General features: G+C 63.5%; 9 protein-coding genes and 2 pseudogenes. 9 read left to right on the top strand and 2 right to left on the bottom strand.

What is annotated here, in order from left to right; genetic code table 11:
* Both IPF85_RS03215 and IPF85_RS03210 read right to left on the bottom strand, forming a co-directional pair.
* Positions 1–1,455, bottom strand: coding sequence for a tetrathionate reductase family octaheme c-type cytochrome (locus IPF85_RS03215; RefSeq protein ID WP_343406624.1), 1,455 nt, complete (start codon positions 1,453–1,455; stop codon positions 1–3).
* 125 nt (positions 1,456–1,580) lie between these two features.
* A complete protein-coding gene (locus IPF85_RS03210) occupies positions 1,581–2,387 on the bottom strand; it encodes a PocR ligand-binding domain-containing protein (protein WP_343406623.1) in 807 nt (268 codons plus the stop codon).
* A 393-nt stretch (positions 2,388–2,780) separates the two neighbouring features.
* Here IPF85_RS03210 and IPF85_RS03205 point away from each other — a divergent pair, with 393 nt between their 5' ends.
* The 9 genes and pseudogenes from IPF85_RS03205 (at position 2,781) to IPF85_RS03165 (ending at position 14,926) form a co-directional block, all read left to right on the top strand.
* Positions 2,781–10,730: a DNRLRE domain-containing protein gene (locus IPF85_RS03205; RefSeq protein WP_343406622.1), complete on the top strand. Its 7,950-nt coding sequence runs from the start codon at positions 2,781–2,783 to the stop codon at positions 10,728–10,730.
* A gap of 444 nt (positions 10,731–11,174) precedes the next feature.
* A complete protein-coding gene (locus tag IPF85_RS03200) occupies positions 11,175–11,423 on the top strand; it encodes a hypothetical protein (RefSeq protein WP_343406621.1) in 249 nt (82 codons plus the stop codon).
* Positions 11,417–11,512, top strand: a pseudogene (locus tag IPF85_RS03195) (leucine-rich repeat domain-containing protein); the annotation flags it as partial. The gene IPF85_RS03200 and the pseudogene IPF85_RS03195, both read left to right, overlap by 7 nt.
* Before the next feature lie 76 nt (positions 11,513–11,588).
* Positions 11,589–11,897: a leucine-rich repeat domain-containing protein gene (locus tag IPF85_RS03190; protein WP_343406824.1), complete on the top strand. Its 309-nt coding sequence runs from the start codon at positions 11,589–11,591 to the stop codon at positions 11,895–11,897.
* Positions 11,864–12,418, top strand: a pseudogene (locus tag IPF85_RS03185) (leucine-rich repeat domain-containing protein); the annotation flags it as partial. The gene IPF85_RS03190 and the pseudogene IPF85_RS03185, both read left to right, overlap by 34 nt.
* A 67-nt stretch (positions 12,419–12,485) precedes the next feature.
* The gene (locus tag IPF85_RS03180; protein WP_343406823.1) at positions 12,486–12,932 is read left to right on the top strand and encodes a leucine-rich repeat domain-containing protein; all 447 of its coding nucleotides are present in this window, start codon (positions 12,486–12,488) and stop codon (positions 12,930–12,932) included.
* The gene (locus IPF85_RS03175; RefSeq protein WP_343406620.1) at positions 12,905–13,906 is read left to right on the top strand and encodes a leucine-rich repeat domain-containing protein; all 1,002 of its coding nucleotides are present in this window, start codon (positions 12,905–12,907) and stop codon (positions 13,904–13,906) included. Before IPF85_RS03180 ends, IPF85_RS03175 begins: the two co-directional genes overlap by 28 nt.
* Positions 13,903–14,289 carry a hypothetical protein gene (locus IPF85_RS03170; protein ID WP_343406619.1) on the top strand — a complete coding sequence of 129 codons (387 nt, stop codon included), beginning with the start codon at positions 13,903–13,905 and terminating at the stop codon, positions 14,287–14,289. The genes IPF85_RS03175 and IPF85_RS03170 overlap by 4 nt, the downstream gene beginning before the upstream one ends.
* A gap of 292 nt (positions 14,290–14,581) precedes the next feature.
* A complete protein-coding gene (locus IPF85_RS03165) occupies positions 14,582–14,926 on the top strand; it encodes a COR domain-containing protein (RefSeq protein WP_343406618.1) in 345 nt (114 codons plus the stop codon).
* The last annotated feature ends 671 nt before the right edge of the window (positions 14,927–15,597 follow it).

The following is a 15,597-nucleotide window of genomic DNA, read 5'->3' as shown; positions in this document are numbered from 1 at the left end:
TCACTTCGCCTGCGAGCGCCCGCCCCAGGTGATGGGGTCGCCGGGATAGCCCAGGGCCTGCCAGTCCATGCGGCCGTCCGCGCCGTGGCACGATTCGCACTGCAGCGCGTTCTCGGCAGGCTGCACCATGTGCGTGGTCGGATAGTACATCCAGGTTTCGGCAAAGCCGTACTGGCCGGAGAAGGTGATGCCGGCATCCTGCGCGCCCAGGGCGAGGGCCGAGGGCCAGTCGAAGGTGGTCCAGTAGCCGTTTTCGCCGGCTGTGCGCGGGGCCAACAGCGTGTTGGTCGCGGTGTCGTAGGGCTGTTTGGCGATATGGATCTTAAAGGGGAAGATTTTGGCGTTGGGGTCGTTGATGTCGCCGGCCGGCAGGTTGATCATCGTCGGCTGTGTGGGCGTGATCGTGTCGCCCAGCAGGTAGCGGTAGGCGTTGCTGCCGTTGAACCAGTGGTAGGAGGGGGCCACGTCTTCTTCGTAATGAAACTCGCCCTTGATCTTCAGATAGGTGTAGTGATCCTCCGGAATGTCCTGCCCGGCCGCGGACCAGTCCCAGTAGACTTTGGTGGGGTTCTTGAGTGCGACCGCGGGGATGTGGCAGGACTGACAGGCCACCGCTCCCGTGTGGGCATCGAGGCGTTCGTCCTCATGCGGGGTGCTGGCGTGGCAATCGGTACACTGCACCTGCTCAGCAGGCTCGATGGCGATGTTGTCGGCCAGCAGACGGCCCTGGATGACGTGGTCCTGCGTGCGGTGGCAGTCAATGCACTGCAAGTTCAGGCTGCTCATGTGGACATCGAGATTGGCCGCCGGGAAGTTGAGGCTGGTGTCCAGGTCGCCATGTTTGACGTTGTTGCCGCCGCCGCCATCGTAGTGGCAGGCGCCGCAGTTTTCACGGGCGGGTCTGCCCACGCTTTGGGCCGCAGCCGTCAAATCCACGCCTTCGGCCGGATAGCCGAAATCGCCCTTGCCGTAGGTGGAGAGATCGGCGTGACAGATCAGGCAGTCCACATTGAGCTGGTTGCTGAAGTCGAACCCATCGTTCTCCCAGCCGTAGCCGGTGTGACAGCTCATGCACTTCTTTTCGTTGCCCTGCGCGCTGATGCAGAAGTTGTTGATCTGATTCTTTTTGCCGATCGTCACCAGGTCTGTGCGCCAGGTAGCGGTCATCGGCTGGCTCTCCCAGGTCCAATGCGTGGTGGCCATGAGTTGCGAGGAGGAATCGGGATGACACGTCAGGCAGGCTGCGGTCACTTCCGGGCCGTTGGCATACGGGCCGGTGAGTAGATGCGAGTGATCGGTCTCAGGGACGCGCGTGAGCAGGGCTGATTTGGGCGCGTCGGGCGCGGTGGTGGTCTGCGGTCGCAGCAAGATGAGCGGCACGAGGATCACCGCCAGGGTGACGGTCAGGCCGATGGCCCAGGCGGCGTTTTTCTTGATGAAGGCGGGAAGGTGCATGAAAGGCTCCTGAAAATTAGGATGACGCCGGCAATCCCCGGCGCTCAGGGTTCGTAAAAATATAACTTCCTGTGTTTCTCAGCGTTTTCTCGGCAAAATACAGGAACTAATTCCCCTGCGAACCCTCAGCTAATGAGTTCTGGCGCTACCGCGCCGCTGAGTTGGGCGATCCTGGTCAGCGTCAGGCGCGCCAGATAGGCCTGATAGCCGATGCCAGACAGGGCATTGGCAATGACCGCCAGCAGCTCGGTGATGCGCAAGGCTTGCTCCGCACTGACGATGACCAGCGAGTCTTGGGCTGCAGCCAGAGCGTCGCCATCCACCCCGATGCGGGCGCCCGTGACCAGCGCCTGCTTCTCGAACGCGGCCGGATCGGCCGCCTCGGTGAGGAACTGACCGGCCGTCACCATGCCCACGCGTTGGCCGGCAACCACGACCGGCGCGCTGGCGTAGCGGATGCCGGCATGGCAGGTGTGAACGTTGGCGCCTTCTTTGGCCGAGCGGGCCACGGACCGCCACGAGCCTTGACAGCCTGCCATGCCGGCCCCGGTGGTATGGATCAACCGGCAGAAGCGGCTGCAGCGACTGCATGGCACCAATGGCAGGCCGTCCAGGTCGGTGATGAAGGAGGACATGCCCAGCACGGCCGCAAACTGGTCCTGAATGCCTTGCAGGATCTTGAGCGGGATCAGATCAGAAAGGCGCAGGTTTTGCGGAAGGGCGGCTGCAGGAGCGGGAGCGGGAACGACGGCTGGCAAGCGTGCAGTGTCGCGGTCCCCCAGCCAGGATTCGATGGCGTCGGCCGAGAAGCGCCACTGGCCGCCCACGCGCAGCGCCGGCAGCTCGCCTTCTTTGACCATCCGGTAGATGGTGACGCGGTCCAATTGCAGGTGATCCTGCAATTCACGGGTCGTGAGCAGTTTGTCAGGCATGATTGTCTCGCTCGCCTTTCGCCCAGAAGGGGGAATGCTCATCGGGAGTCTACGAGAGCATTATAGAACTTTTTGTTATAAAAGTCAATACTTTGATCCCATTTTTTATAATTTGTTACTCGTTTGTGTTGTGGGCGCTTGCATGGGTTTGGGGCTGCAACCCGGAGGATTGCGGTACAGGGCTGTTTTTTGGGTCAGGAAATTGCGCGTATTTGGTCTTGACTTTTGCGCGATCCTGATGTATGGTTGATGGTGCCCACTGACGAGAACCAGATACCCCACGTGCGAGGTGTTGCCATGCGTACGCTGCGCTGCAAATGTGCCCCACCGCTGGTTGTTATTTTTGTGCTGCTCTGCGCCCTCCTCTTCGGCAGTTTGACGGGAGAAGCAGCCATGACACGTCTGGTCCCCGCCGCCTTCGAGCATTCCCTGGCGCTCAACGATTCGCCTCTGCAACTCACCGATGACTACGTTGAGATTCCACACGACTCCGCCCTGGTGCCCTACAGCGACGCCATCACCCTCGAAGCCTGGGTGAGCCTCTACCCCCTCAACCTCGACGCCTGCAATACCGTCATCAGCAAGGACCTGCTTGACTCGTACTGGCTGGGCATCTGCAATCAGCACATTCGCTACTATTCTAATGGCGATTGGCAGGACGGCAGCACGGTCATCCCCGCCCACGTCTGGACGCACATTGCGGTGGTTTGGGAGCATGGCGACCAGCGCCACTACTATCTGAACGGCGAGCTGGAGTACACGGGCGACGCTGGCCCGACGCCCGCGGTCAACGCCTATCCGGTCGCCATCGGCGCCGACCCCGGCCCCTCGGCTGATCTCTCTCTTTTCGCCGGCAACATCGCCGAGGTGCGGCTGTGGACGGTGGCCCGCAGCCAGGACGAGATTCGTCGCACCATGCACATCGCCCTGGATGAGCCGCGGCCGGGCCTGGTGGCCGTCTGGCGCCTGGCCGATGACTACAATGACAGCATCGGTGGGCATCATGGCGCGCCGCGCGGTCAGGCTGATCTGAGCGGCCCGGCCGCGCCGCCGCAGCCGGCCCTGGTTCCCCTGGATGAGTCCTTCAACACGCTGCCGACCACGCGCTCCGGCGCGGCCACTGTCTACATCCCCGGAACCAATCAGGCCTGGCTGTTGGGCGGCAGCCGCGGCGGCGCGGTCAGCGATCAGATCGAGGCGGTGGACGCGGCCACCGGTGCGACCAGCGCCGTTGGCAACCTGCCGTTGGCCCTGAATTACGCCGCGGCCGCCTATGCGCCGGACAACGACACCATCTACGTCTTTGGCGGGCAGGCGGGCGTCAACTATCAGAACACGATCTACGCGGTCAGCCGCGCCACCGGCGCGGTGCGCACATTGGCCGCGACGCTGCCCGTTTCTGTGCGCAGCGCGGCCGCGGTCTATCATCCCGACCTGCACCTGATCACCATCATCGGCGGCTACAGCGGCAGCGTGCAGAGCCGCATCAGTGTGTTCGACCCAGACACGGAAACGCTCAGCAGCCCGCCCGGCTTGACCCTGCCCGCGCCGCGCTACAACCTGGCCGCGGCCTATGCCGGCGCTACCGGCAAGATCTATCTCTTTGGCGGCCTCGACGGCAGTCTCGACCCCACCAGCACGATTTACGAGCTGGCGCTGGATGACGACGGTCTGGGCGGCTCGGTCAGCCTGGTGGCCGGCGTCGCCCTGCCGGTCGAGACCTACGCCTTCGCCGCGGTGGAGGACCCGGTCAGCCGGCTGATCTACCTGCTGGGCGGGGTTGATGTGGACCGCGTGCTGGTCTTCGACCCGGCGACTGCCCAGCTCTGGCCGACGCTCATTCCGCTGCCGAAAGATCGCCTCTACGCCAGCGTGATCTACAGCAGCCGCAACCGCCACGCGCTGCTGATGGGCGGTTGGACGAGCGGGGGCGGCGGGGCCACAGCCAGCATCTGGCGGGCGCCGTTGGGCGACGGGCCGGCCATTCCCCTGGGCCGCTGGGATTTCCCCATGACAGTGGGCGATGCGGTCAACGCCATTGATGGCGATGAGACGCGGGTGGTGGTGGCTACGTATGGCAGCGGCGCCTATCGCTACAACGCCAACAGCGGCCGCACCCGTTACACCCCGGCCGACTTGGGCAGCGCCAGCGGCATCATCAACGATGTGCGCTACGACGCGGTCAACGACGAGACCTGGCTGGCGACCGATGACGCGGGCGGCAAGCAAATCACCAGCGCCGGCGCGGTGACCACCTTCGATGCCGGGGTGCTCGGCGCCAACCGCGTGCTGGCCGTGGCGGTGCAGCCCGGCGCGACCAGCGCTGACAGTATTCCCTTCTTCGGCACGGACGGCCAGGGGCTGCGCTGGCGCGACCGCATCCTCTGGCCCTTTCCCGGCTATCAGTGGCATACCAACTTCGTGGGCAGCCGCCTCGACGCCATCGCCCTGCGCGCCGAGCCTGTGCAGGATGTGTGGGTGATCGCTGACGGCGGCTTGCGGCGTATGCAGTTCGATCCGTTCTACACCGAGACCAACTACAGCGGCAGCCAGTGCAACCTGTTCGAGCCGGACGATCTGGCCCTGGGACCGAACAGCGATTGGTGGGTCGTCTCGCCCAACTACTTCGTGCTGGGCGCGCGGCCAGATGTAGACGGCCAGGGCGTTTGCCGCATTCCCGGCGCGGTGACGCCCGGCGCAGGCAACCTGTTGGAACCGCTGCTGGGCGTGGCGGCTGCGGCCGTGGATGTGGACGCAGACGGCCGCATCTGGACGGCTGTCGAAGCGCAGCCGGGCGAGAGCGGGGGCCTGGTGGCCTACCAGGCGGTGGGCGCGCCGCCCAATCAGGCCACCCTGTACACCGAAGAGTACAACTGGACGGCCGCGCCGCTGGGCAGCCGCACGGCCGACTCGTCAGGCCCCGCAACTGTCTGGGACAGCGGCGTCAGCGCGGTCGGCGCGGCCGATGAGCGCGTGTGGGCCGGCAAAGAGAACGGTCGCCTGGTGACGGTGGCCCAGCGCTGGCAGCAGTTGGATGAGAGCAACAGCCTGGACAGCAAGGCCATCGCGCACGTCTGGACAGTGCGGGGCCGGGCCTTCCTGGCGACCGCTTCCAGCCTGCACGTGCTGCAGCCCGACGGCCAGACCTGGGACAACCGCAATGACGTGCAGGCGCTGAGCGTCCTGGGCGACAGCCGCGGCCGCATCTGGGTGGGCACCGCAACCGATGTGCGCCTCTACACGGCCGGCGGCTGGGACCTGCTGGCCTGGGCCGAGGGAACGCCGCCCGCCGGCCCCATCGAGGCCCTGGCCCAGGACATGAACGGCCGCATCTGGATCGGCGGCGCGGGCGGCCTGACCCTCTTCGACCGGGAGCGCTTCGTGACTACCTTCGACGCGGGCAATTCCGGCCTGCCGGCCACGACCGTGCGCGCCCTGCTGGCCGACCGTGAGCAGCGGTTGTGGGTGGGCACCAACCAGGGGCTGGCCCGTTTGCAGGGCAACACCTTGATCGTGTTCACCACGGCCTCCGGCCTGCCTTCCAATCAGATTCGCGACCTGGCGCAGACCGGCGATGGCGACATTGCCATCAGCACCGCGAACGGCCTCAGCCTCTTCGACGGCAACGGATTTGCCAACGAAACCCCGCCCATTGCGGCCTACAGCCTGCCCCTGGCGGTGGATGAACTGGGCCGTTTGTGGGCCGGCGCCGCGGTGCGCACGGTCAACGGCTGGCAGGGCTACTGGTGGACCAACTCCGGCCTGCGCAGCAGCACCATCAGCGACGTGGCGGCCGACGGCGCGGACCGGGTCTGGTTCGGCCACGCGCCGGCCAACGGGGTCAGCGTGCGCGGCGCGTTCCTGCCGCCCCTGGCCGATGTCATCCCTGCCATCAACAGCATTTCGCCGGACCACGGCCATTCGCCCGATCACATCACGATCAGCGGCACCGGCTTCGGCTCCAACCCGGCCGATGTCACGGTGGTCATCGGCGGTGCGGTCGTGGAGATCGAGAGCATCAGCGAGACCGAGATCGAGGTGCGCCTGAATCGCGACAACGTCAACGGCGATGTCTCCGTCAGCGTGGGCCGGCGTCGCGCCACCCTCACCGGCGTGGGCCGGCCGGCCTTCTGCGCGGAGCCGAGTATCCTGACGGTCAGCCCGGAAGGGGGCAACGTGGGCTTGTTCGTGGACATCACTGGCTCGAACTTCGATCCTGGCGCGATGGTGGCCGTGGGCGATGGCCCCTATCGCAGCCCGACCTACATCGGCCCTCGCCATCTGCAGATGATCGTGCAGCCCGGCGACGAGTCCGGCCCGGTGCATGTGCGTAACGCCTGCCCGGGCGGCCCCACCTACAGCACCACCAGCGCCGACTTCTTGCGCGTGGTGGAGCTGCACGCGGACGCCATCGTCCTCAACCAGGGCCTGAGCGCCTACGACCTGGTGGCGGACCGGCCGACGATGATCCAGTTCTATCTGACGCACGCCCTGTGGCCGAACGACGATGATGTGCTGGAGGTGGACAGCATCGAGATCAGCCTGACCGAGCCGGGCAGCGGCCAGAGCTACAGCGAGACCCAGGACGCGCTGCATGTGATTCCTTACAACCCGGAGCCGCTGCCGCCGCAGGCCCTGCGTGACATCGCGCAGAGCGTCGAAGTGTCGCTGACGCCGCTGCTCAACGACTTCGTCAGCGACGAGGGCACGACCGTACAGGTTCATGCCGTGCTGCGCCGCCGCGGCTTCACCGTCGCTGCCTTCGACACGACAGCCGAGTTCCGCCGCAACCTGCCCCTGCGCGTGCTGCTGGTGCCCATCATGTGGGATCAGGCCGGAGAGACCGATGAGTTTCACCTGCGGGTCAACGTCAGCAACGGGTTGGAGGAGCTGCGCCAGCGCTACATGCCGACCGGCCGCCTGGAGTTCGAATGGGCCGATGTCAGCCTGACGAGCGCCGTGTCGCTGACCCTGGGGTCCTGGGGCGAGCTGCTCGAAGCCGCCCATGACATGGATCCCATTCGCCGCCGCTGGAACGATCTTCATGATCCTGACGCGATCATCGCCTTCGGCATCGTGGATGAGCGGCTGAAAACCGGCGACAAGAACGGCTACGGACTGTGGGCCGATGTCAGCGACCTGATCAACATCATCTTCCTGGACGGACTGGATGCCTTCTGCGAGTTGACCGACGCCGCGCTGACCGTGGCTACCCTGGGTCTGGCCGATTTTGGCAGTTGCGAGGTCGAAGTGCCGCTCTATGTCGGCTGGGCTGTGGGCAGCGTCACGGATGGCGCCGACAACACCGAGTACAGCCGGCGCCTGGGGCATGAGATCGGCCATATCATGGGGCTGGTTGGCCCCACCGCGGCCAACGGCTCCTACACCGACAACCTCAGCCATTCGGTCAACGACGAATTGGACAACGGAGAATGCAACGATGGCGGCGCCAGCTACGACGTGTCCAAGACGATCTATCTCCAACCGGGGGTGGAGGAACCGGTGGTCAACCCGATGTCCGGCCGCCAATACCGCGCGCAATGGATTGTAGAAGACGACGGCGATCCGGCCGATGAAAACACCCGCCGCGGCAAGGCCCTGATGAGCTATGCCTGCGGCCGGGACGACGATAACGTCTTCTTCGAGCCGGTGGACGAGCAGGCAGTTCGGGCTGAATATGGCATGATCTCGACGCGGCTCGGCTTCGAGGACCTGCGGCCGTTCGGCGGGCTGCGCCTGGCGGGAGCGAATGACAGCGCCAACCGCACCGCGCCAACCGGGCCGGCAAGCATCCCGGTGACATCCCCTGTGCCAGGCCCGCGGCTCTACGTCTCCGGCCTGGTCAGCCGGACGGTGGAAGCTGGCGTCTTGCGCCGCGTCGAAACCCTGGGCGAGGACGCGCCGCTCAGCGTGGACTTTGTCAGTAATTACTGGCTGGTGCAGCTCGATGGCGGCGGCGCTGAACTGGCCCGCAACGGCGTCTTTCCGGCCTTTCGCACCCCGGAAACCGGCCTCAACGCCAGCGGTTTCTTTGCCGCCACCATCCTGCGTCAGACCGGCGTGGCCCGTCTGGAACTGCGGCACGGCGACACCCTGCTCGACAGCTTCACGGCCGGCGGCGCCGCGCCCACGGTGAGCATCAGCAGCCCGAGCGGCGGCTCCTACAGCAGCGGCAACATCCCCGTTACCTGGATCGCCAGCGACGCCGACGCCGACCCGCTGGTGATTGCGATTGACTATTCGGCCGACGGCGGCGCTTCCTGGCTGCCCCTGGCCTTCAGCAGCGGCAGCGGTACGGTGCAGGTACCGGTCGCCCGCCTGGCCGGCAGCGGCAATGCCCGCTTCCGGGTCACGGCCAGCGATGGCTTCACCGAGGGCAGCGCCACTTCGCCCGCCTTCACGGTGGCCGGTCAGCCGCCCCTGCCCTACATCGGCTTTCCCCAGGCGGGCGACAGTTTCCTGGAAGGACGGCGGATTGACCTTCGCGGCGGCGCCTATGACAACCAGGATCGCCGCGTGGCCGGCGCCAATCTGACCTGGTGGAGCAGCCGGGACGGCGCGCTGGGCAGCGGTGCAGATTTCGCGGTGATCCTCAGCGTGGGCGCCCATACCCTGGTCCTGCAGGCGCAAAACAGCGTAGGGCTGACCGATACCATCGCGATCAGCGTGACCGTGCAGGGAGACTACGACCTCGACACCCTCCCGGACGCCGAGGAATCTGGGATGGGCCTCAGCCCGCTGAACGCGCAGGAGTTATTCAGCGACGCCGATGGCGATGGCCTTTCCCGGCTGGTGGAGATCAGGCGCCACACCGACCCTGGCGACCCTGACAGCGATGGTGATGGCCGCTCCGACGGCGACGAGCTGCTGGCTGGCACCGACCCGGCCACCAACGACCCACCCCTGCCGCCCGACCAGTTGGCGGTCTATCCGCCCAGCCTCAGCTTCACGGCCGACCTTGCCCTGGACACCCCGCTGCCGCAGCAGGCGCTGCAGGTAGTCAGCCGCCGGCCGGCCACCTTCACCGTGGCGGCCGACGTGGACTGGCTGGCCTCCACGGTCGTCACCGGCGTCACTGTGTCCGGCGTCACCATCCTGGTGCAGGCCTATGAGCTGGAGGATGGCGTTCACAGCGGGCATGTGACCTTTACCAGCGCCTCCCTGGTGGGCAGCGTGGTGGCGCCCGTGGTCGTCACGGTGACTCACAGCGCCTCCTTCTTCGACCTGGACGGCGATTGCCGGGTCAGCATCGTGGATGTGCAGCGGGTGGCGGCCAGCTTCGGCCTGGACCTCAGCCAGCCCGACTTCGATTACCATCGCGACCTGGACCGCGACGGCGACGTGGATGTGCTCGATATCACGGCCGGCGCTCAGCGCTGGCTGCAGGAATGTCCATCCGGCCCAACGCCCACGCCAACCCCAAGCCCGACGGCCACGCCATCGTTTACGTCAACGCCGACGCGCACGCCAACCGCCACCTCAACGCCGACGCGCACGCCGACCCTGACGGCCACGTTCTCAGCGACGCATACGCCAACGCCTACCCTCACGCACACGCCGACATTCACACCGACGCCCACCTTCACGTTTACGCCGACGCGCACGCCGACCTTCACCTTTACGCCGACGGCCACCTTGACGCATACGCCGACGCGCACGCCAACCTTCACGCATACGCCGACTGCCACGCCGACGGCGACCCTCACGCACACGCCGACGCGCACGCCGACCTACACGTTCACACCAACCTACACCCCCACGCGCACGCCGACGTTTACGCCCACGCGCACCCCAACGCCCACGCGCACGCCGACGCCGACTGCCACGCCGGTGACGGTGATTCTGACGCCTGTGGCCGACACTTACGTCTTTTCGGCCGCGCCCACCAGCAACTACGGCGCGGCCACGATTCACTACGTCGGCAGCCAGAGCGCCAGCGCCACGGGCCGCGCGCTCTACCGCTTCAACCTCGGCGGCATTCCGGCCGGTGCAACCGTGCAGAGCGCCTCATTCATGGCCTACCTGGTTTCGTCCAGCGCCAGCCCGGCGCTGCTCGACATCGAACTGAAGCGCAGCGACGGCGCCTGGCAGGAGATGACCGTCACCTGGAACACGCAGCCTGGCTACACCGGCGCCAACAACGTGCTGGGCGTCGGCATCGCACCGGCCTATTACACGTGGAATGTGACCAGCCTGGTGCAGACCTGGGTGGATGGCGCGGTCAACAACGGCTTGGCGCTGATGAGCAAGAACGAGATCACCATCGGCTGGCGCGGCTTTGCCAGCCGCGAAAGCAGCGCACCGCCCAATCCACCGCGCCTGGTCGTGACCTACCGGCCGTGAGGGATTCGACGTGATCACAACTTCCAGCCGCAGGAATGGCGCCTGCGGGCTAACGCCGCGCACGCGCGCTCGCAGACCTTACCTTTGCCCAAAGCTTGATGCACCCGGTGAGCCTGGGCGCCGCTTGAGGGGAAATGCCGCGCCTGCACCAATGGCTTAGTCGCCGGCACAGGACGGTTGACGCCTTGTCATGCCCACAGTATAATCATCGTGCCAGCCTCAATGTGGCCTTGCACCGGTTCTTGACATTACGAAATCGCGCAAGACCGGGGCTTGGAAAGCGTCTACCACCTGCATAGTGCCGCTGCATCTGATCTGGAATGTAGACAGGTCCATCGGCTTACGAAAATGGACCTGTTATGCAATGTCTGGAGACGCGGGATCAACACCAGAGATCCTGGTAGGCACATTGGAATGGGCTTATTGCATCGAATGGAGCCGGAAATGCCAACGTACGAACACCTGATCGAGTTGCTACGTCAATACCGGATAGAAGATCTGGTCGTGGTTGACGAATCAAATCTTCATCAGGGTTCTGAGCACCTTGTTTTGGAAGAAGGCTCTAGTTATGTAATTACAAGAGTTCCAGAGACTGAAAAGCAGTACCTTCATGGCGAGAACATAGCTCTAGTCTTGTTTGATGACTTCATGACATTATTGAGGGATGACTACCTCAGTAGCCTGACGTGCTAGCCATCTCCAGCGATCAACTCACGGCGCTGCCGGCAGAAATCGGCCAACTCACCAGCCTGACGTCGCTCGAAATCAGCAGCAACCAACTCACGGCGCTGCCGGCGGAAATCGGCCAACTCACCAGACTGACGTCGCTCGACCTCGGGTACAGCCCAACTCACGGCGCTGCCGGCGGAAATCGGCCAACTCACCAGCCTGACGTCGCTCGAAATCAGCAGCAACCAACTCACGGCGCTGCCGGCGGAACTCTTTCAACTCACCAGCCTGACGTCGCTCAACCTCTCCAGCAACCAACTCACGGCGCTGCCGGCGGAAATCGGCCAACTCACCAGCCTGACGTCGCTCAACCTCTGGCAACCGAATCACGACGCTGCCGGCGGAACTCTTTCAACTCACCAGACTGACGTCGCTCAACCTCTGGTACAACCGACTCGCCAACGCTGCCAGCGGAAATCGGCCAACTCACCAGACTGACGTCGCTCGACATCAGCAGCAACCAACTCACGGCGCTGCCGGCGGAAATCGGCCAACTCAGCAGCCTGACGTCGCTCGACATCTCCAGCAACCGACTCACGGCGCTGCCGGCGGATATCGGCCAACTCACCAGACTGACGTCGCTCGGCATCTCCAGCAACCGACTCACGGCGCTGCCGGCGGAAATCGGCCAACTCACCAGACTGACGTCGCTCGGCATCTCCAGCAACCAACTCACGGCGCTGCCGGCGGAACTCTTTCAACTCACCAGACTAACGTCGCTCGATATCAGCAGCAACCAACTCACGGCGCTGCCGGCGGAAATCGGCCAACTTACCAGACTAACGTCGCTCGGCATCTCCAGCAACCAACTCACGGCGCTGCCGGCGGAAATCGGCCAACTCACCAGCCTAACGTCGCTCGACATCTGCAGCAACCAACTCACGGCGCTGCCGACGGAAATAGGCCAACTCACCAGCCTAGCGTCGCTCAACATCTCCAGCAACCAACTCACGGCGCTGCCGGCGGAAATCGGCCAACTCACCAGCCTAACGTCGCTCAACATCTCCAGCAACCAACTCCACGGCGCTGCCGGCGGAAATCGGCCAACTCACCAGACTGACGTCGCTCGATATCAGCAGCAACCAACTCACGGCGCTGCCGGCGGAACTCTTTCAACTCACCAGCCTAACGTCGCTCGACATCAGCAGCAACCAACTCACGGCGCTGCCGGCGGAAATCGGCCAACTTACCAGACTAACGTCGCTCGGCATCTCCAGCAACCAACTCACGGCGCTGCCGGCGGAACTCTTTCAACTCACCAGCCTGACGTCGCTCAACCTCTGGTACAGCCAACTCACGGCGCTGCCGGCGGAACTCTTTCAACTCACCAACCTGACGTCGCTCGACCTCGGGTACAACCAACTCACGGCGCTGCCGGCGGAAATCGGCCAACTCACCAGACTAACATCGTCGATCTCAGCAGCAACCGACTCACGGCGCTGCCGATGGAACTCTTTCAACTCACCAGCCTGACGTCGCTCAACATCTCCAGCAACCGACTCACGGCGCTGCCGGCGGAAATCGGCCAACTCACCAGCCTGACGTCGCTCAACCTCTGGTACAACCGACTCACGGCGCTGCCGGCGGAAATCGGCCAACTCACCAGACTGACGTCGCTCAACATCTCCAGCAACCGACTCACGGCGCTGCCGGCGGAAATCGGCCAACTCACCAGCCTGACGTCGCTCAACCTCTGGTACAACCGACTCACGGCGCTGCCGGCGGAAATCGGCCAACTCACCAGCCTGACGTCGCTCGATATCAGCAGCAACCAACTCACGGCGCTGCCGGCGGAAATCGGCCAACTCACCAGACTGACGTCGCTCGACCTCGGGTACAACCAACTCATGGCGCTGCCGGCGGAACTCTTTCAACTCAGCAGCCTGACGTCGCTCGACATCTCCAGCAACCAACTCATGGCGCTGCCGGCGGAAATCGGCCAACTCACCAGACTGACGTCGCTCAACCTCGGGTACAACCAACTCACGGCGCTGCCGGCGGAACTCTTTCAACTCACCAACCTGACGTCGCTCGACATCTCCAGCAACCGACTCACGGCGCTGCCGGCGGAAATCGGCCAACTCACCAGACTGACGTCGCTCGGCATCTCCAGCAACCAACTCACGGCGCTGCCGGCGGAACTCTTTCAACTCACCAGCCTGACGTCGCTCAACCTCGGGTACAACCAACTCATGGCGCTGCCGGCGGAAATCGGCCAACTCACCAGCCTGACGTCGCTCAGCATCTCCAGCACCCAACTCACGGCGCTGCCGGCGGAACTCGCCCAACTCACCAGACTGACGTCGCTCGGCATCTCCAGCAACCAACTCACGGCGCTGCCGGTGAAGTCTGACCAACTCACCAGACTGACGTCGCTCGGCATCTCCAGCAACCAACTCACGGCGCTGCCTACGAAATCGGCCAACTCAAGAATCTACGTCAATTGAAGGCAGGCAAATCAGATTTGCTTGGCGGCCGTGAGGGAGTGCCCAACAAAATAACCAAACTGCCCTACACCATCCGTCGGCTGTTGACACTCGAAGAACTAGAACTGGTTGGCAATCCTCTGCCCATCCCGCCTGAAATCCTTGAAAGAACGAAAGAGCCAGCCGCCATTCTTGCCTATTACTTCGAGGAAGGAATCAAGAAGCCGATCAACGAGGTCAAAGTCTTAGTGGGTCGGACAAGGCTCGGTTGTAAAACCTCGTCCAGCGTATCCTGTACGATACCTATGATCCTCACGAATCTAAGACGGACGGTATTGTCATCAGTCAATGGGCTATGGGCGATCCATCTGGAATTAAGAACCAGCAACCTAGAATTCATTTGAACCTCTGGGATTTCGGTGGGCAGGAAATCATGCATGCCACCCACCAGTTCTTTCTCACCAAACGTAGTCTCTACCTGCTCGTGCTGGATGCACGCCTGACGCAGGAGGAAAACCGAGTAGAGTATTGGCTGAAAATCATTCACTCGTTCGGCGGTGGGTCGCCGGTGCTGATCATCAGCAATAAGATTGACCAGCACCCACTCGGCGGTGACCGTACGGGCTTACGCAACAAATATCCCACCCTCGTTGACATTGTGGAAACATCTGCCGCTACGGGGGTAGCGTTTCCGATTTGCGCGCTGCCATCGCCGCTCAGGTCAGCACCCTGCCCCACGTGCATGATTTGCTGCCCGAGAGGTGGTTCACGGTCAAGACTCTCCTTGAAAGCCTGGGGCATGACAAAAACTATATCAACTATGACGAGTATCTTGCGTTGTGTACCGAGAATCACATTGCCAATGATCTCAGCCAGCGCACGCTGATCGGCTTTCTACACGACCTGGGTGTTGTCTTGCACTTTCAGGACGACTCGCGCCTCGAAGCACTTGGTATTCTCAATCCACAGTGGGTGACCAACGGCGTCTACAAGATTCTCAATGCTCACCAGTTGTTCCAGGCGCAGGGTGTCCTCACCTAATAGATATGCTCAACGACATCTTGAACCTGCCCCAATATCCGAGTAGCAAGCGCCTGTTCATCGTGGACATGATGCGCAAGTTCGAGGATTGTGCTACGACATCCAGACCGAACCAGACTTTGCTGGTGCCTGATCTGTTGCCCAAAGACGAGCCGTATACAGGCGAGAGTGGGCCCGCGCGCTCGCCTTCCAGTACCGCTTCGCGACGCGTCCTGCCGACCAGCATTATGTCGCGCTTCATTGTGCGCATGAATACTTTCATCTTCAAGACGGTCACAGCGTTCTGGCGCGGTACTCAAGCGGGGAGAGAACACCGCTCTCGTCAAAGCCGACACCGAAGATCATAGAATCTACATTTGGGTCAATGGCGACGAGCCTACCCGCCGTGACTAACTCTCGGCCATCCGTGCCCCAGTTTGATGCGATCCCACAAGACTATCGCCAAAATCGAAGCCCGCGAAAGTCCCAGATTCCAGGCCATCCCCAAGTCGTAGTTGACTACGAGCACCTGCTCAAACCCGAACGCCCGGAAGAAACAACGTATATTCCTGAAGGGCTTGAGGAACGTGTAAATGGCTTTGCTGGACTTGTTGAATGGCGTTGTCACATGCCCAACGCTCGTCAACGGAATCTGAATCTTCGCCGCCCTCAAAACCAAGGACGACCCTGCT

It is taken from the genome of Candidatus Amarolinea dominans (assembly GCF_016704685.1).
GTDB classification, from domain to species: Bacteria; Chloroflexota; Anaerolineae; order SSC4; family Amarolineaceae; genus Amarolinea; species Amarolinea dominans.
This window is presented reverse-complemented; position numbering and strand designations above follow the sequence as displayed.